Below are 17,845 nucleotides of genomic sequence, written 5' to 3'. Positions count from 1 at the left end.
CCGCGAAAGCGTGACCCGGTGACGGTTTCAGTGTTCGGTCAGGTGATCGGGCAGGTGCGTGCGGTTCTGAAGCCACATGACGCCCAGAAGGTCACGGATACCCACAAGAGCCCGGTTAAAATTGGTATATTTCGAGCTGCCATGCAGTCGGGCGCGATGCTGGACTTCGATGCAGATCAGCGGTGCGCCGTAATGTCCCAGCAGGGCGGGAAGAAAGCGGTGGACGCCTTCAAATTGTGGAATTTTCAAGAACAGGTCGCGCGGGAAGAGCTTGAGCGGTGCGCCTGTATCGGGGCAGCCGTCGTTCAGGAGACGACGGCGCAGTCCGTTTGCGAAGCGCGTGGCGACCCGGCGTGAGAGGCGGTCGTTGCGCTTGCGCCGGACGCCGACCACCAGAGGCGGGGCGTCCGGAGTCGATGTCGCACGCTCCAGCATTGTCAGGATGGCGGACGGATCATCCTGCCCGTCGCCGTCAATGGTGGCGATCCATTGTCCCTTCGCGGCGGTGATGCCTGTTCGGAGAGCGGCTGATTTTCCGAGGCGCTTCGGATGGCTGATGATCCGCAGGCGGGGCAGCTGGGTCTGCCGGGCTTCCAGTAGCTTTTTGACGGTGGCGTCAGTGCTGCCGTCGTCAATGGCCAGAATTTCTATTGAAGGGTCGGCACCGAAGGTCTCAGCCAGTTCCTGACAGACAGGGAGGATATTGTCCGCCTCGTTCAGAACGGCCATGACGACGGAGAGCCTTATGGGCTGTCCGTCGTCATGAAAGGAACCTTGCACCGTGAAGGTGGGCATCGGATCAGGCAGCGGAGCGCCGAAGGGCTTCCGGCAGGCTGTTGATGCTCTGGTCGAGCAGGCTGGAGGCGATGTCGGGGCTTTCCGTCAGGCGGGTCGACACGACGTCGCGGGCTGCGGCGACTGCGATCTGGGCAGCGCGATCCTGAATTTCACGGATGGCCGAGCGCTCGGCAGCGTGAATCCGATCCTGCGCCATCTTCTCGTAGCGGGCTGCGGCGGCTTCAGCGTCCTTGCGGGCGCGTTCTGCCAGACCAGCGGCCTCGGCTTCAGAGCGTGCAAGCATGGCCTGTGTTTCGGCCAGGGTCTTTTCACGCTCGCGGGTGGCATCTTCCAGCATCTGCTCGGCTTCGCGACGCAGGCGGGCTGCTTCGTCGAGGTCGTGACGGACGCTTTCAGCGCGGGCATCCAGGTGGCCGGTAAGGGCTACCCAGAGCTTGCGCCCGAAAATGACGAAGAACAGGACGAAGGCGAGGGCGGTCCAGAACCGGGGATCGTGGAACATCATCGTCTCCTTAGGCGCTGACGCGCTTGACGGCGCTGGCGACAGACTGTTCGTCCTGTGTACCGATCAGACGCGAAACCAGATCCTGGGCGGTGCTGGTGGCGATCTCGGACAGGCTGGACAGGGCCTGTTCACGGGACTGGGTGATTCGGGTCTCGGCGTTTGCGATCTCGGTTTCGAGACGCTTGGCCGTTTCCGCAGCGTGAGCATCCGCGTTGGCGCGGGCTTCGCTCTGGATCCGCTCCACGTGGGCGCGGGCCTGCTCGGCTGCTTCATGACGGGCGCTGAGGAGTTCCGCGCTGGCGCGGTCAGCCTCGGCTTTTGCCTTGCGGGCAACATCCAGATCGCTCTGGATGCGGGTCCGACGGTTGGTGAGGACCCGTTCGACACGCGGCAGTGCGAAGCGGCTCAGGCCGAGATAGAAGCCGCCGAAAATGACGGCTCCCCAGACGACCTGTCCGATCAGCAGCGGATCGTGAAAGTTCAGCTGTGGCATGCCCGCAGCCACGGCACGGCCCGGCACGGCCGCAAGCGGAGCGGCGAACAGGAAGAGGCGTGGCGTACGGTACATGTTCGACCTCAGGCGAACAGGATCAGGAACGCGATCAGCAGGGCGAACAGCGCGACGGCTTCCGTCAGCGCGAAGCCCAGCATGCCGATGCCGAAGACATGCGGACGCGAAGCCGGGTTGCGGGCAACCGAGCTGATCAGCGTGGAGAAGATGTTGCCGAGACCCATGCCGACACCGGCGAGGGCGAAAACGGCAATACCGGCACCGAGGTCACGGGCGGCCTGGGCGATGCTGATGCCGAATTCGTGAGCGGCTTGAACGTCCATTGTCAGGTTCCTTGTTGGGTCGATTAAAGGGTTAGTGCGAAGCGGTGTGGCTCAGTGAGCGACGGCCTCACGCAGATAGATGCAGGTGAGGATGGCGAACACATAGGCCTGCAGCACACCCACCAGCAGTTCGAGGGCCGTCAGCGCGACATTGATCGCGATCGGGGCGATGGCCAGGACATGGCCGAATGCGCCCAGACCGGCGAGCATGATCGTGAAGCCGGCAAACACTTCCAGAAGCACGTGACCCGCCACCATGTTGGCGAAAAGTCGGATCGACAGGCTGACCGGACGCGAAAGGAAAGAGATGAGCTCGATCGGCACCAGCAGCGGAGCAAGCCAGACAGGCGTTCCAGCGGGCAGGAAGTGCTTGAGGAAGCCGACACCCTGAAAACGGATGGAAGCAAGGATCGAGATGACGAACACCATGATGGCCAGACCGAAGGTCACGGCGATGTGGCTGGTGTACGTGAAGGAGAAGGGCAGCAGACCGAGATAGTTGCCGGCCAGGATGAAGAAGAAAATCGCAAAGACGAACGGGAAGAACGTCGCGCCATTTTCGCCGATCGTGCTGACGGCAAGGTCATGTACGAAGTCGTAGCTGATTTCGGCGGCGGCCTGAAGGCGACCCGGCACAACGGCGGCAGGACGCATTCCGACATACAGGAAAACGAGAACGATGGCGACGGCGATCAGCATGAACAGTGGTGACTGCGAGAACCGCAGGGCTTCTCCCAGATGTCCGAGAACCGGATGGAGCTCGAACTGTCCGAGCGCGTCAATCGTCGATCCGGCTGCCACGCTGGCTTCTCCCGTCATCTTTCGGTCCGGACACCATGTCCGAATCCTTCAAAACCCGCCAGACATTCAACATGCCGGCACCACATCCCGCCAGGGCGAAGACGGACAGGAACAAAGCCCTGTACCCGAACCAGTGACCCAAGGCGTAGCCTATGGCTACACCGACCGCGAGCCCGGCCACAAGGTCGGTTCCCACGCGGATCGCCAGTCCAAGGGATGACATGGAACTGTCATCATTGCCCGCGTCGGTTACGGCGAATTCCCCTGAGCGGGGATCGAGCTTCTGACGGGCACGCCGGAGGCGTTCGTCGAAGTTTCCGTCGTTACCGGCAGGGGCGTGTCCCATGAGATCTGATCCCTTACCCTGTACGCATCGTTTTCACCCGGCCATTCAACCGGATTCCTTCTCAGCGCAGGCGCTAGCTACCGGCGAGTCCGTTGACTGTCAATGTATTCTGCTCGCCGGAGCCATCGAAACCCGTTTTCGCCCTAGCTGACCAGCTTCAGGCGGCGTCCGCGGTCTTTCCATTCCGGGCTCTCGCCCGAGCTTCGTCCGAAGGGAAGCATGGGGGCGGGGTCTTCCGAACCGGGTTCGAGGCGTGGAGCGTCGGGCATGGGCTGACCGAGGTAGGCGTCCGACAGGGTACGGAAGGCATAATCCAGCATTGAGGTCGCGTAGGCCGTGGAGGGATCGCCTTCCACGGTGCCCGCGGGGCCAAAGCGCGTATAGGCGAATCGCTCCACGAAGGATTCCAGCGGGGCGCCATATTGCAGGCCGATGCTGACGGCATGGCCCAGGCAGTCCATCAGGCCGCGGGCCATGGGGCTTTCGCGGGGCGGGGTGATGCTGATTTCGCCGAGCGTTCCGTCTTCGAACTCGCTGGTGCGCATGAAGAGGCTGTGCCCTCCCACTGCGGCGCGCTGGGTGAAGCCGGTCTGGCGCATCGGGAGTGGGCGCCGCACGCCGCGGGCCAGTCTGGCCTGAAGATCGGCGAGATCGGGTTCGGGGACGGCGGGCAGGAAATCCACAACGCTTTTGAGGGCTGTATGCATGGCGCCCTGTGCTTCGGGGCGAACGGGCGGCAGCGGCGTTTCGCCCGCCAGCGCCAATGCCAGCGCGGATTCGGGCGTCAGGCCGCGGCAGGCCAGCCGGGCCAGCGTGGAGGCGCGCAGATGTCCGTCCTCGCGCAGGGGAGAAAATGCCGGGGCGAGGCCGCAGGTTTCGACGCCCAGAAGCCCCTCGGTCGGACCGGGCGAGGAAAAGCCGGTTTCGATCGGGCAGAAATGCCGACCTTCCTGTGTACTGTAGGCCGAGGATGCAGCGGCGCGGAGGTCTGTCAGCGGGGATTCCGGGATGGCGGGCGGCGGCAGTTTCGTCCCGGCTCGGGCCACCGTGGTGGCGAGTGCGGATAGGGCGCGGGCCGCGTTCCGGGCGTCGTCGCTGTCATAGTCGAGGCCGAGGGCGGCCAGACAGGCGTCCAGATCGGTCAGCAGGACGAGGCCTGCGGCTTCGTCTTCAGGCTTCGCGGGCAGATCGAACAGGGGCAGCTCGCCGGTGCGTTCGATCCGTGTTGCGGCATGAAGGCGGCGCAGGGCGTCGCAGGCCAGACGCAGGCAGGCAACGAAATGTTCCGTGGCAAATCCGGCATCCTGTACGAAGCTGGACAGGCGGATGGTGAAGCCCGGCGCTTCGTCCGGCTGGCACTGCCACAGCGCCGTATTGGGCGCCATCTGCTGCATCAGAAGAAGATAGGACAGGCTGCGCCCCGGAGCGGGGGTGTTCGCCGGGGTGCCGGGCAGAGGGGGGCACGCGTCGATCGTGTCCACCCAGCGCGCGGCTTCGGCGGCAAGTCTGACCGGCCCGCCATTCAGGGTGATGCGCGCAAGGGCCTGTGCGGCCTCGTCATCCCAGGCAGCGGGAAGGGTGACGGAGCGCATGGCGCTGTCGTCGGGGTCGGTCATGACCTGAAGCGTCCTCATGCGAACGCCGGTCCAGTGAAGGCGAGCTGTCATGATGTAAATCTACGCCCTGTGCCGGTTGGGCCGTAAGCCGGAAAAGGGCCTCTCGACGGGCGCTAATGGGTGGGAACATGGGGATATGGGGGATAACATTTTTCCCACGCCTGATCGGGACGATTTCTGCGGGGGGATTGGACGCGGGAAGCGGAGTCGGGTAGTGCAGGAAGGATGATTTTCACGAGGGTATTGTCATGACCGCTGTTACGGTCCGCCATGACCGGCTGGAGCTTCTGGCCGGGTTCGCAGTCCTTGTCTGCCTTGCGGGACTTCTGGTGGCGGCGATGGTCGGGCATCATCAGGGTAACGACGGAGGCTATCCGGTTCATGCCTCGTTCAGCCAGATCGACGGGCTGAATGTGGGGTCCGATGTGCGTCTGGCCGGAATTACCGTCGGGCACGTGACCGGCACGACGGTCGATCCGAAGACGTTTCAGGCGCAGGTGACGTTTACGCTGGCGCCCGATGTGAAGCTGCCCACGGATTCCGCTGCGATCGTGACGTCTGACAGCCTGCTGGGTGGCAAGTATATTGCGCTGTCTCCGGGTGGGGCGGATTCGCTGGTAAAGCCCGGCGGTGTCATGACGGAAACCCAGGGCTCCATCAGTCTGGAGCAGCTTTTGAGCAAGTTCATTTTCTCCGTGACGGATTCTTTGCAGAAGAGCCAGAAGGCTGCTGCGTCCAAGCCGGCTGCGGGCAGTCTGTCGGACGAGCCCTGAGGCATGACGCAGGCGCGGGAAGGTGCTTTTCTGTGGGTCGACCATGAGGGGAACCCCGTGTCCTGTGTGGAGAAGGTGCAGATCCTGCGCGAGAACGATGCGGAACTGCGTCAGGCCCTACAGGATGCTTTTGAAGACGGGGTTCTGATGGGGGTTGCGCCACAGGCGATGTTGCAGACGTTTCAGGCCATGCTGTCGGATCTGAAAAATCCTTTGCAGGGGCGTTCCGGGGGAGAACCGTCATGATGAAACGGCGTATTATGGGCCGGGCGCTTCTGTGCGGCATTGCCGGGGCGTGTCTGTCGGGGGGAGCGCAGGCTGCGGTGGGTGTGGCGCCTCCGGCCATGTATCCGGCTTCGACCTGGCAGGGGCAGTCACAGGCGGTGCTGCGTGTTCTCGATCGGCTGGACGGCCATCTGGAACTTCTGACGGTTCCTGTGGGCGGGAGCGCGACCTATCGCAGTCTTTCGGTCGGGGTTGAGTCCTGTGTCAGTCGGCCGCAGACGCTGGCGGCGGATGCCGGGGCTCTGCTGCATCTGAAGGACAGCAGCGACCCAGGACGGCCGCCTTTTGATGGCTGGATGCTGGCGCAGGAACCTTCTGTCGCAACTTATGGCAGCCCTTTGTATGATGTGCGCGTTGTCTCCTGTGCGGGTGTGCCGACGGCACCGCAGGCGGGACCTCTGCCAGCGGTAAAGGCGCCCGTGCTCGCCGGTGCGGACGTTCCGGTGGAAGAAGGCGGCGATGCTTCGGTATCTGCGCCCGGTTCCGCCTCGGGTGGTCCTGTACCGCTTGCTCCGGACAGTCATAATCCCATTCCGCTCGCGCCCTCCACAGGTGCGGCACCGTCCCTTGCTCCGGCGCCGCCTTCAGGGCAGCCCCTGGCGCCTCCCGAGGCTGATCCCGGCCTCGAATGAGGATGGGACGGGGCGGAATGACCCAGAAACAGGAAGAAATGACAGCTTCATGATTCAGGTTCCCTTTTCCCCATCCCGGGCAGCCCTGCTGCTTGATTTTGACGGTACCCTCGTAGATATCGCCCCCACGCCTGAAGCCGTCCGCGTTCCGGACGGGCTGACGGCCGATCTGCAGCGGCTGCGCGATATGCTCGACGGTGCGCTGGCGATCATCACGGGGCGACCCATCGCCCAGATTGATCATTTCCTGCCGGGTATTCCCTATGCTGTGGCAGGTGAGCACGGTGTTGCCGTGCGTCCGGCGCCGGATCAGGACGTGCGCCAGCGCGTGTTGCCGCTGGTTCCGGCCGACTGGACCGCGAAAAGCGAGGAACTTGCCGTCCATTATCCCGGGGCCAGCATTGAACACAAAAAAGCTGGAATGGTGCTGCATTATCGCCGTGTTCCCGAGGCGGAGTCGGCGTTCCGGGAACTGACGTCGGTCTGGCCCGTGGAGAGCCACGGGTTTCATCTTCAGGATGCGCAGATGGCCATCGAGCTTCGGCCGCTGGGGATCGATAAGGGCAAGGCGCTTGAGGAACTGATGGCGGAACCGCCTTTCAGGGGACGCCTTCCGCTGTTTGCCGGCGATGACGTAACGGACCGGGACGGGGTGAGGGCTGCGCGCCAGATGGGTGGCGAGGGCTGGCTCATTCCGGATGATTTTCCAGATGCGGCCACGTTCCGACGCTGGCTGCACGATCTTTCGGAGGGACGCGGATGGGGCGCCTGATCATTGTATCGAACCGCACACCCGCGCCAGGGGAGCGGACGCAGCCTGCGGGCGGGCTGACGGTTGGCCTGTACGACGCGGTCCAGACGCGGGAGACCGTCTGGTTCGGGTGGTCGGGGCATCAGCATGCGGATGCGGCCGATCGGCCCGTCCAGCGTGAGCAGGTCGGGAACGTCAATTATGTGACGTTTGATCTGACGCAGAAGCAGTACGACCGCTTCTATCTTAATTTTTCCAATGGTGTGCTGTGGCCCCTGTGCCATTACCGCACCAACCTGATCCGCTACACGCGCGAGGACTGCGACGTCTATTATGAGGCGAACCGGGTTTTTGCGGACCGGTTGATCGCGCTTCTGGAGCCGGGCGATACGATCTGGATCCATGACTATCACCTGTTCCCGCTAGGGCAGATGCTGCGTGACCGGGGCGTGACGGGACGGATTGGTTTTTTCCTGCATATTCCGTTTCCGCCCTGGAGCGTGGCGCGGCTTCTGCCCAAGCTTGACATGCTGCTGACCGGTCTGGCGGCCTGTGATCTGATCGGGGTGCAGACGCCGGAAGATGAGGCCAATCTCAGGGGATGTTTCGAGGCCTATGGTCTGAAAGCCGCCGTCAAGGCTGTGCCGATTGGGATTGATCCTGTGAGTTTCCGTCAGCAGGCGATTGAAAGTGCGGTCTCAGACGAGGTCGTGAAGATCGTCGATACGCTGGAAGGCACGCGGCTGATCATCGGTGTGGACCGGCTGGATTATTCCAAGGGGCTTCCGGAGCGGATGAAGGGGTTCGAGGCTCTTCTGAAAAATTATCCTGAACATCGGGGGCAGGTGACGTTCCTTCAGGTCACGCCGGTTTCGCGTGGCGGGGTGGAGAGTTACCGGCTGCTCAAGGAAGAACTGGACGGGCTGGTCGGGACGATCAATGGCGCTTATGGCACGCCGGACTGGGTGCCGATCCGCTATACGACCTGGCCGATCGGGCGTGATATTCTGGCTGGTCTGTACCGGATGGCGGATGTGGGGTTTGTCACGCCCCTGCGCGACGGCATGAATCTGGTGGCCAAGGAGTTCATTGCGGCGCAGGACGAGGACGATCCCGGTGTGCTGGTGCTGTCGCGGTTTGCGGGTGCTGCTCCGGAAATGCCGGAGGCGCTGCTGATCAATCCGCTGGATGCCGAAGGGATGGCGGATGCGCTGCATATTGGCCTGACCATGGACGTCAAGGCCCGTCATGCGGCATGGTCGGCGATGTATGGCGAAGTGTCGCGCAATACCGCAGGAAGCTGGTCCAAGCAGTTTCTTGATAGTCTGGAGGAAATCCATTCGTGCCCATGAACAGACCACGTCGCCCCGTTTCCACGTCTGCGCTGGGTGGGTTTTATGTTCTGGCTGGAGCGGTGGCGCTCGGGGTTGTCTGGTTTGCTGAACACTGGCTGAAGCTCGCGCCCTGCGAGCTTTGCCTCTGGGAGCGGCGCCCATGGTGGGTGCTGATCGGGATCGGAATTGTCACGATCGTTCTGCCCAGACGTTATGCGCGTTATACGGTTTTTGCCGGGATTTTATGCCTGATGACCAGCATCGGTCTGGCGGTGCTGCATGCGGGCGTGGAGCATAAATTCTGGCCTAGCCCCGCCCCCGAATGCCGGGCACCGGTTTTTCATGGTGGCAGTTTCAAGGACTGGATGTCGGCCATGCCAGCCCGGCCGAACAAGCCGTGTGATTCGCCGGATTACCTGTTCGGTCTGCCGGTTTCCATGACGGAACTCGGCGGTCTGTATGCTGTAGCGGTCTTTCTGGTTGCCTTGGTCGGGAGCGTCCGCATGGGACGCTCCCGCCGCTGAAGGCTGTACTCAGAGACGGGTGCCGCGTCCACGCCCGAAGATGAGGCTGATGACCAGCAGTACCAGGAAAATGAAGAAAAGGATCTTGCCGATATAGGCAAAGTCTGCCGAAATTCCGCCGAAGCCCAGCACCGCGGCGAACAGGGCCAGGATCAGGAAGGCAATGGTCCAGCGTAGCAGGTCCATGGGGTGTCTCCTTTGTCAGTCGCGCCCTCCGACGGAGAAGCGGGTGTTGAAAAGGCTGAACGGCGGCGGGATGAACGGGTTCATTTTCGCAGCATCCGTTTTATGTGGGGGCCGGGCGCGCGGTTCCTGTTTTCGTGAAGCCTGCCTGCCGGAGGATTGTCATGACCCTGTTCCGTTCCCTGTATCATCAGGGGTTTGCCCGGATCGCAGCCTGTACGCTGCCGGTGATGCTTGCTGATCCGCTGAAGAATGCGGAACGGACGCTGAATGTTCTGCGGGACTGTGATCGGCAGGGTGTGGCGGCGGTGGTTTTCCCTGAACTGGGGCTGACGGGCTATACGCTGGACGATCTGCGGTTTCAGGATGTGGTGTTGGAGGGAGCGCTTGAGGCTCTCCGACGGGTTGTGGCGGGGTCGCGGGATCTGTTGTCCGTTGCGGTGGTGGGGGTGCCGCTGGTGCGGGGCGGACTGCTCTATAACTGTGCGACGGTCGTGCATCGGGGGCGGATTCTGGGCGTGGTGCCGAAATCTCATCTGCCGCGCTATCGGGAATTCTATGAGCCGCGACATTTCACGTCCGGGTTGCGTACGTCGGGGAGCATTTGCCTGTTTGAGGAGAACGTGCCGTTTGGTGCGGATCTGCTGTTTCAGGCAGAAGATCAGCGCGGCCTGACGCTCGGCGTGGAAATCTGTGAGGATCTGTGGGTTGCGTCTCCGCCGAGCGGGAAGCTTGCGGAAGGGGGCGCGACGGTCATTCTCAATCCGTCTGCCTCGCCGGTAACGATCGGGCGGACGGATGACCGGTCTTTGCTATGCCAGGCGCAGTCCATGCGGACGCTCACGGCCTATGCCTATGCGGCGGCAGGCGAGGGGGAATCCACGACGGATCTGGCCTGGGACGGACAGATATCGGTCCATGAGGCCGGGCGACTTCTGGCACAGTCGGACCGTTTTCCGCAGGGCGAGCGGCTGGTTGTGGCGGATGTGGATCTGGATCTGTTGCGGCAGGAGCGGATGCGGACCGGGCAGTTCGGGCAGGCGGGTCAGGAGTTCCGGGCTGTCGGGTTCATGCTTCAGCCCCCTACGACGGATCTGGGGCTGAAGCGGGAGGTTGTGCGGTTTCCGTTCGTGCCATCCGATGCGCGGACGCTGGCGCGGGACTGTTACGAGGGCTGGACCATTCAGGTCAGTGCACTGCGGCGGCGATTGCAGGCCAGCGGGGCGCAAAGGGCCGTGATCGGGGTGTCAGGCGGGCTGGACAGCACACTCGCGCTTCTGGTGGCGGTGCGGGCGGCGGACGAGCTTGGCTGGCCGCGGACGCATGTTCTGGCCTACACGATGCCCGGATTTGCGACGGGAAGTGAAAGCCGCTCTCTGGCTCATGCGCTCATGAAGGCGCTGGGTGTTGAAGTGAACGAGCTGGATATCCGGCCTACGGCGCAGACAATGCTGGCGGGGATCGGCCATCCCTTTGCGGAAGGAAAGCCGGTTCATGACATCACGTTCGAGAACGTGCAGGCGGGGTTGCGGACCGATTTCCTGTTCCGGATCGCCAATTACCGCAATGGGATTGTGATCGGGACGGGCGATCTGTCGGAACTGGCGCTGGGCTGGTGCACCTACGGCGTGGGGGACCAGATGTCCCACTATAACGTCAATGCCGGGATGCCGAAGACTCTGATCCAGCATGTTATCCGCTGGCTGGCGCGTGAGGGAAAGCTGGGTGAAGGTGTTGGGCCCGTTCTGGAGCGGATTGTCAGCGCGGAGATCACGCCCGAGTTGGTTCCCGATACCGGGCAGGGTGTGCAGAGCACGGAGCAGACGATCGGGCCGTATCCGCTTCAGGATTTCACGCTCTATCATATTCTGCGTCATGGGTTCCGCCCGTCCCGGATCGCGTTTCTGGCTGAGATTGCCTGGGGGGACGCATCCTGCGGAGACTGGCCCGCGCATTATCCGGAAGATCGGAAAATTTCATACGATCTGGCCGAAATCAGGCACTGGCTGGAAATTTTTCTGCGGCGGTTTTTTGGGACGAGCCAGTTCAAGCGCTCCGCCATGCCCAACGGGCCGAAACTGGTAGCGGGCGGCTCTCTTTCGCCACGGGGAGACTGGCGCGCGCCCTCTGACAGTACGGCGACGGCGTGGCTTGAGGAGTTATGGGATAATCTCCCTGAAACGAACACAGCTCTGTGAACTTTCGGGAGGGAGGAATGTTAGGGGGTTTTGTCTTTCGGCATTCGTGCCAATATGTCGCAAACACGTCACCATACAGGAATATGACCCGTCATGGCTTATGCTACGATCAACCCTTATACCGGTGAGACGCTCAAGACTTTCCCGGATGCCACCGATCAGGAAGTCCAGACCGCGCTGACCGAAGCCTATGATGCGTTCAAAAGCTGGCGCCACACGTCTTTCGCCGAGCGTGCGAAGATCATGACCGCCGCCGCCAATATCCTTCGTCGTGATATCGACAAGTATTCCCGTCTTCTGACGCTGGAAATGGGCAAGATTTACGCCGAAGCCAAGGCCGAGACGATCCTGTCGGCTGAAATCTTCGAATATTATGCCAAACATGCCGAAGAGCTTCTCAAATCCGAGAAGCTGCCGGTTGCGGACCCGAATTCGGGCGATGCCGTTCTGATCCACCAGCCGCAGGGCATCGTGTTTGCAATCGAGCCGTGGAACTTCCCGTTCTACCAGATCGCCCGCATCATTGCGCCGCAGCTCTCTGCCGGTAACACGGTCATTCTCAAGCACGCATCCAACGTGCCGCAGTGCGCGGCTGCGTTCGATGACCTGATGAAGGAAGCCGGGCTGCCGAAGGGCGGGTTCCGCAACCTGTATGCCGCCCGTCATCACACCGAGACGATCCTCAAGGATCCGCGCGTCTGTGGCGTGGCTCTGACGGGGTCCGAAGGCGCAGGCGCCATTGTTGCCGGGATTGCAGCGCAGGCCCTGAAGAAGTCCACGATGGAGCTGGGCGGTTCTGACGCATTCGTCGTCCTGGACGATGCTGATCTGGAGAAGACCGCGAAATGGGCGGCTTTCGGCCGTCACTGGAATGCCGGTCAGGTCTGCGTGTCCGCCAAGCGTCTGATCGTGGCGGATGCCGTCTATGATCGTTTCCTTGAGCTGTACAAGGCGGAAGTTCTCAAGCTGAAGGCTGGCGATCCGATGGATGCGTCCACCACACTGGCGCCGCTGTCGTCGCAAAAGGCTGCGGACGATCTGAAGGCTCAGGTCGAGGAAGCCAAGAAGCATGGTGCGGTTGTCGAGGCGATTGGCCCGTCGGTGCCGGAGAAGGGTGCGTTCTTCCAGCCGCTGCTGATGACCAACCTGCACGAGAACAATGAAGCCCGTCTTTGGGAGTTCTTCGGTCCGGTGACGCAGCTCTATCGTGCCAAGGATGATGCGGACGCCATTCGCATTGCCAATGACTCGCCGTTCGGTCTGGGTGGTTCGGTCTTCACGAAGGATACCGCGCGCGGCGTGAAGGTTGCCGAGCAGATCTATACGGGCATGGTCTATATCAACCATCCGACGATGGTGAAGGCTGATCTGCCGTTCGGTGGCGTGGCCCGTTCGGGTTATGGCCGCGAGCTGATTGGTCTGGGGATCAAGGAATTCGTCAATCACAAGCTGATCGACGTTGTGGATATCGACGCACCGTTCTGATTGGGGCGTGTTGGGCTTCTTTCGAGGAGCCCGGTTCGATCTTCAGGTTATGAAAAACCCGCTTCCGGAGCTGTCCGGGAGCGGGTTTTTTTTGTGGGTGATCTGGAGGGGAAGGTTAGTTTTTCCGGGGTTTTGCCTGTTCAGCGCTGAGGCGGATCCACGGATGGCGTGCCTGAACGAAGGCCACGACGCGGGCCTTGTGGGCATCTTTTTCAGTCGAGGCATTCGTCATGGATGTTTCGTGCTGGCGGTAGTCAGCCAGAATCTGCGGGACGTGATGGCCGGGCAGGCCGCGTTCTGCCATGGAGCACCACAGATCGAAGTCCTCCCAGCCCATTGCTTCACGTGAAACATAGTAGCCGCCGACGGCGGCCCAGGCCCATTTCGTGACCATGGCCATCGCGTCGATGCGGTTTCCGGAAACGAGGGAGAGCGGGTTGAAGGGCAGGTCTCCCAGAAGTTCTGGAGTGCCTGGCTGGTGTTGGGTGTCAGCAGTCATGTCCATCAGGACTGGGCCGTTTTCGTTGAAACAGGCGATGAGCGGATAGGCATAGGCTGTGCCGTCATTCATGGAGCCTAGAAGGGTTTCGCAGGCTTCGGGGCGCAGGGTGTTGTCGGCATCAAGCTGCATGACATGCACTGTTTCGGCTGCATCCATTCCGATGTTGCGTGCGCCACCCAGACCGGCATTCGTGAGGGACTGACGCAGAATCAGGCGATTGAAGCGTTCGCGGTGCCGTTCCATCCATGTTGTCGCCAAAGCAAGCGAGCCGTCGGACGATCCGTCATCCACGACAATCAGATCCAGTACCGGCAGGGTCTGAGCGGCGACGGATTCCAGAGCGTCCAGAAGATGCGCTTCGTAATTATAGGACGTGATGACAACCGTGACCGGCGCTTCCCCCAGGGCGTCATGGTGGAAAAGGGTCCGGCTGGCGGGAATGACAGGCAGGCCTGACGGGGCAAGGCGGTCTCTGGCCAGACGTGTTTCCACCGCGAGGGCCGCTGCGTCGTCTCCATTCAGGGACGTCAGCGCAAGTTTCATCCGCTGGGCCTGGGCCTGCGGACCAAAGGGCCAGAGAATGGAATGATAGGCATCCCGCGCCATCCGGATGCGCCGTTCGGGGTTGTCGATCAGAGCGATCAGAGCATCGTGCCATTCGGCCGGACTACTGGCGAGAAGGCCGGTTTCTCCGTGATGGATGACGCGCTGGAACGGACCTGTGGGAGAGGCGACCGTCACCACGCCGGACAGGGCGGCCTCGAAAAATTTGATCTCGCTCTTTGCCTCACAGAAGACATTTCCTGTCTCCAGGGGGGCGATGGAGATGTCGAACCGGGCAAATTCGTCCTGAAGCTCCGCGAGCGGCACCATGTCGCGCCATTCGATCTGGTCCTGCACATGGATCAGGCTGGGAAATTCGTCCATGAGCAGAATGGGGCGATGTGTGTCGGGTTCGCGGAACAGGACAAGCCGGACCTGCGGGCGTTCGTGCAGGATATCCGCGATGGTAGTGCAGATGGGGCCGAAATCCCGCTGATGTGTCCGGGAGCCTGCGGCGTAGCCGATGCGGACCAGTCCGTCTTCGGCGTTGACGCTGCCCGGCTCTCCACGCATGCGCAGCGCCATCCGGGCGCGCTTTAGCGAGGTCATGTCGTAGACATTGGGTAGCAGGTGAACGACGGGGCGAAGGCTGTGCATGGCAAACACCAGTTCCGCCGTCGTGGTAGAGCCCTGGTCGCAGCGCAGGAAGGTGCGGCGCATGTCCGAGAAGCAGCGCTCGATCTGTTCTTCCGTGGCGCCGATCGAGCGGATACCATCAATCAGATCGACGCGTGCGTAATGCGGCACAAAGACAATATCGTCCGCGTCAAAAATGGTCATGACGTTTTCGGATCTGGCGAGATCGAAAATCGTACTGACATGACCGCTATATTCAACGCGCCAGAACACCATGACGTCTGCCCAGCGGATATCGTCGAAGCCCACAGAGGCACAGGGGACGACTCTGGCCTCGAAGCCCGCATCCCGGGCTGCGGCTGCATTCCTGTCGCACCGGTAGAGAACGCCGGGTGTGCCCGGTTCGCCGGCGATGAAAAGGACGCGGGAGACGGAGAAAGGAGCTGGAGAAGAGGGTGTGACGTCCTCGTCAGTAGCGGGATTCGGAACGGGAATGTCGATGGGCGAAGGCCGGGGACGAAGAGAGCGCTTCAGGCGGCGGCAGGCCCGGAGCCACAGGGGAGGCACCGGAACGGAAGCCGCTTCGACGGAAGGTGCAGTGTTCTCTTCCGCAGGGTTATTCGGATGTATGGCTGCAAGAGTCGCTGCCTTGCTGTTGGACAGTATGCGAAGTGAAACGCGCAGATCCTGAATAATGTGTGTCTTTTCCAGAGATTCCTGCTGCACCTTCTGTGTCCGTGTCTGCAGGAGACGCGTTTTCCGGTCGTTGCGGAGAAGCTGCTGGATGGCCTGTCGGTAATGTCTGCTTTCCGGTGTGTCGGAGAGTAGAAATCCCAGAAATGGGGAATCGCCTGCATGGATCAGGACATTTTCGGGAGTGAAAGCGAAGGACCCTTCAGAGTGATGAGCTCCGAACTGTAAAACAGGACATGAGGCAGATCCTTCTGTTGCGTCTCCGATGACCTGAAGCAGGACAGGGGGAGACACTTCGTTATTCCGGGGCGGGTGGGGCACGATCCGGATGTCGCTGGCCGGAAGGTGTGTGTCCAGAAGTTGACGGAGATTCTGCCCGGTGTGGCCGGGAAGGCGCGGTGAGTATTCGATCCGGGCGGTTGAGATGCCCTTCTCCTCGGTCAGGATCATCGTCAGCCAGGTGATCAAGTGAACGTGATCGGCCACATCCTGTCGGTTCGAAGTGATACGGTCATCGGTCTTTTCTGATGTCAGGAGAAGCGCCAGACGGACCAGAAAACGGTCGGCCTCTGAAGAGGAGAGAGAAGGCGGTTTGGAAAAATTCACGAGAAGGCCTGTGCGGGTCGGTTTTTCTGCGGAGGAAAGCATATCTTAAAAAAGACATGCCGTTTTCCATAAGGACTGAAGCGGTAGTCTTAATATTTATTTCTTACGAAATTAACATTGACGGAACTTTTTCGATATAAAAGGATTTGATTGAAGAGTTGGGTAATCCGCTCTTTTCCGTTTTCATATAATGAAAATGGAGAACTCTTTGTCGGCGCTGCCTTTCGAATCTGTAAATGTTGGATCGTGAATCCTTGTATCGTGCGCAAAGTTGATTGCCTTTGACAATCCGGCTCTGGTATGTGCAAGACTCGTCGCTCGATCATTTGGGTGGTCCGAGGGCCGCCGGTGCGAGGCAACCTTATTTTAGGAGTGCATGGTAATGGCTAACATTACTACAGTCGTTGGCGCCTCCGGCCAGACCTTTGCGGTCACGGTCAATGGTGGTCAGACCCAGCTTCTGGCGCAGCAGTACCAGACTGCTCTTTCCACCCTCCACACCAGTGGCGGTCTCGAATCTTATGACCTGGTCACCGGTAGCAACTCTGCTACGGGTTCCAATCCTGGCCATGGTCTGATCAGTCAGGGCGGTGATTATTCCGTTTCTGGCGGTACCACCCAGTACATCTCCGTTGGCAGCTATTCCGAATCCGGTCAGGACACGCTGAATTCAGCCGTGAGCTTGGACGTTTCGGGCAGCACGGCCAGCAGCATCAGCGTTCTTGCCGGTGATTATGCCGGTGTTACGTTCAAGGCTGGCAACCAGAACGGTACGTTCGTTGGCGGTGTTGGCAACAACACGTTCAATGGCGCCGGTTCCTCGGGCAACTGGACCGTTGCGATGGGTGACGGCAACGACACCATTACGGGTACCAGCGGTAACAACACCATCAGCGGTGGTGTTGGCAACAACAGCATCGTTCTGGGCAGCGGGACGAACGTCGTTCGCTCCGAGGGTCAGGACACCATCGACGGTCTGACCGGTACGGATACGGTTACGCTGCTCGGCGGTAGCTCCGTGGTTACGCTGGGTTCCAATGCAACGGTGTACGACACGACGTCGCACAACACTGTTTCGGGCGGCAACAACAGCTTCATCACGGGCGGCAGCTCCAGCACGTACTTCTCGACCGGCGCCATGAGCACCGTCTCGGGCGGCCTGAATGACACGATTTCGGCTTCTGCCGACCTCTGGCAGGTTCGTGGTACGTCCAATTCCATCACGGCCTCGGGCTCCCTGACGTTCCTGAATGGCACGGGTGCAACGACCGTCTCCGCTGGTACGTCCACGCTGTTCGGCGCTTCGGGCCTCGACCTGCTGCTGGTTGGCGGTTCTGCAAGCTCGACCAATCTGTTCGTTGGTGGTGATGGAAACGAGACCGTGTCGGCTGCGTCTTCCAATGGCACGCTGCACGCTTTCGCAGGCACGGGCAACGAAACCATCATCGGTGGTTCTTCTGCAGATACGCTGGTTGGTGGATCGGGTTCTGCTACCCTCACGGGTGGTTCGGGCGCTGCAAACCTGTTCGCCCTGACCAAGGGCGCTGCTGGTGGCGATTATACGATCACCGACTTCGGCAGCGCTGCCGGCAACCTGATGGCTCTGTATCAGTATGGCCTTCAGAACAACAACGGTCTGGCGAATGTTCTGTCGAGCGCTACGGTTGCTGGTGGTAACACCACGATCGAACTGTCCGACAGCTCCAAGATCACGTTCGTTGGCGTCAGCGATCTGAACGCTTCGAACTTCACCCTGAGCTGATCATGGACTCTGTCATCTGACAGATCTGTAGTGTTCAG

General features: G+C 61.2%; 18 protein-coding genes. 9 read left to right on the top strand and 9 right to left on the bottom strand.

All coding sequences use genetic code 11. From position 1 onward, the window contains the following. Positions 1-27: 27 nt before the first annotated feature. The 7 genes from HK22_RS00230 to HK22_RS00200 form a co-directional block, all read right to left on the bottom strand. The gene (locus HK22_RS00230) at positions 28-795 is read right to left on the bottom strand and encodes a glycosyltransferase family 2 protein (protein WP_086647917.1); all 768 of its coding nucleotides are present in this window, start codon (positions 793-795) and stop codon (positions 28-30) included. A 4-nt stretch (positions 796-799) separates the two neighbouring features. After that, positions 800-1,300, bottom strand: a complete 501-nt coding sequence (locus HK22_RS00225) for an ATP synthase subunit B (RefSeq protein WP_062030563.1) — start codon at positions 1,298-1,300, stop codon at positions 800-802. A 10-nt stretch (positions 1,301-1,310) separates the two neighbouring features. After that, on the bottom strand, positions 1,311-1,871 hold the full coding sequence (locus HK22_RS00220; RefSeq protein WP_062030561.1) for an ATP synthase F0 subunit B': 561 nt from the start codon (positions 1,869-1,871) through the stop codon (positions 1,311-1,313). Between the two features lie 8 nt (positions 1,872-1,879). Beyond that, complete coding sequence (locus tag HK22_RS00215; protein WP_024717170.1) at positions 1,880-2,107, bottom strand: ATP synthase subunit C family protein; 228 nt, start codon at positions 2,105-2,107, stop codon at positions 1,880-1,882. Positions 2,108-2,188: 81 nt separating this feature from the next. Continuing rightward, the gene (locus HK22_RS00210) at positions 2,189-2,938 is read right to left on the bottom strand and encodes a F0F1 ATP synthase subunit A (RefSeq protein ID WP_062030620.1); all 750 of its coding nucleotides are present in this window, start codon (positions 2,936-2,938) and stop codon (positions 2,189-2,191) included. Beyond that, positions 2,916-3,284, bottom strand: coding sequence for an AtpZ/AtpI family protein (locus tag HK22_RS00205; RefSeq protein WP_086647916.1), 369 nt, complete (start codon positions 3,282-3,284; stop codon positions 2,916-2,918). Before HK22_RS00205 ends, HK22_RS00210 begins: the two co-directional genes overlap by 23 nt. 143 nt (positions 3,285-3,427) lie before the next feature. Beyond that, a complete protein-coding gene (locus HK22_RS00200; RefSeq protein WP_086647915.1) occupies positions 3,428-4,951 on the bottom strand; it encodes a vitamin B12-dependent ribonucleotide reductase in 1,524 nt (507 codons plus the stop codon). 197 nt (positions 4,952-5,148) lie between these two features. Here HK22_RS00200 and mlaD point away from each other — a divergent pair, with 197 nt between their 5' ends. From mlaD to HK22_RS00170, 6 genes are read left to right on the top strand one after another with little or no spacing between them, the layout of a single operon-like run. Further along, positions 5,149-5,673, top strand: coding sequence for an outer membrane lipid asymmetry maintenance protein MlaD (gene mlaD / locus HK22_RS00195; RefSeq protein WP_062030554.1), 525 nt, complete (start codon positions 5,149-5,151; stop codon positions 5,671-5,673). 3 nt (positions 5,674-5,676) lie between these two features. After that, positions 5,677-5,919, top strand: coding sequence for a hypothetical protein (locus HK22_RS00190; RefSeq protein WP_086647914.1), 243 nt, complete (start codon positions 5,677-5,679; stop codon positions 5,917-5,919). Then, positions 5,916-6,590 (top strand): DUF2155 domain-containing protein, encoded by a 675-nt coding sequence (locus tag HK22_RS00185; protein WP_198945439.1) that lies wholly within the window; start codon positions 5,916-5,918, stop codon positions 6,588-6,590. Before HK22_RS00190 ends, HK22_RS00185 begins: the two co-directional genes overlap by 4 nt. A gap of 49 nt (positions 6,591-6,639) precedes the next feature. Further along, positions 6,640-7,362, top strand: coding sequence for a trehalose-phosphatase (gene otsB, locus HK22_RS00180; protein ID WP_086647913.1), 723 nt, complete (start codon positions 6,640-6,642; stop codon positions 7,360-7,362). After that, entirely contained in the window at positions 7,350-8,693 is a 1,344-nt protein-coding gene (locus HK22_RS00175; RefSeq protein WP_086647912.1) for a trehalose-6-phosphate synthase, read from the top strand. Before otsB ends, HK22_RS00175 begins: the two co-directional genes overlap by 13 nt. Continuing rightward, positions 8,690-9,199: a disulfide bond formation protein B gene (locus tag HK22_RS00170; RefSeq protein WP_062030544.1), complete on the top strand. Its 510-nt coding sequence runs from the start codon at positions 8,690-8,692 to the stop codon at positions 9,197-9,199. The genes HK22_RS00175 and HK22_RS00170 overlap by 4 nt, the downstream gene beginning before the upstream one ends. A gap of 9 nt (positions 9,200-9,208) precedes the next feature. Here HK22_RS00170 and HK22_RS00165 read toward each other — a convergent pair whose 3' ends face one another. After that, positions 9,209-9,379, bottom strand: coding sequence for a DUF1328 domain-containing protein (locus tag HK22_RS00165; protein ID WP_198945444.1), 171 nt, complete (start codon positions 9,377-9,379; stop codon positions 9,209-9,211). A gap of 167 nt (positions 9,380-9,546) precedes the next feature. Here HK22_RS00165 and HK22_RS00160 point away from each other — a divergent pair, with 167 nt between their 5' ends. Both HK22_RS00160 and HK22_RS00155 read left to right on the top strand, forming a co-directional pair. After that, positions 9,547-11,580 carry an NAD(+) synthase gene (locus HK22_RS00160; RefSeq protein ID WP_086647911.1) on the top strand — a complete coding sequence of 678 codons (2,034 nt, stop codon included), beginning with the start codon at positions 9,547-9,549 and terminating at the stop codon, positions 11,578-11,580. Between the two features lie 93 nt (positions 11,581-11,673). Then, complete coding sequence (locus tag HK22_RS00155) at positions 11,674-13,065, top strand: NAD-dependent succinate-semialdehyde dehydrogenase (protein WP_062107043.1); 1,392 nt, start codon at positions 11,674-11,676, stop codon at positions 13,063-13,065. A 115-nt stretch (positions 13,066-13,180) separates the two neighbouring features. On the opposite strand, the gene HK22_RS00150 is transcribed toward HK22_RS00155, so the two are convergent. Beyond that, positions 13,181-16,087 carry a glycosyltransferase gene (locus HK22_RS00150; protein WP_233142278.1) on the bottom strand — a complete coding sequence of 969 codons (2,907 nt, stop codon included), beginning with the start codon at positions 16,085-16,087 and terminating at the stop codon, positions 13,181-13,183. 340 nt (positions 16,088-16,427) lie between these two features. On the opposite strand from HK22_RS00150, the gene HK22_RS00145 reads away from it, so the two are divergent. Further along, entirely contained in the window at positions 16,428-17,807 is a 1,380-nt protein-coding gene (locus tag HK22_RS00145) for a calcium-binding protein (protein ID WP_086647910.1), read from the top strand. Positions 17,808-17,845: the final 38 nt, after the last annotated feature.

Source organism: Gluconobacter sp. DsW_056, assembly GCF_002153595.1.
Taxonomy (GTDB): Bacteria; Pseudomonadota; Alphaproteobacteria; order Acetobacterales; family Acetobacteraceae; genus Gluconobacter; species Gluconobacter albidus.
The sequence above is the reverse complement of the archived record's forward strand: the minus strand, read 5'-3'. Positions and strand labels throughout refer to the sequence as shown.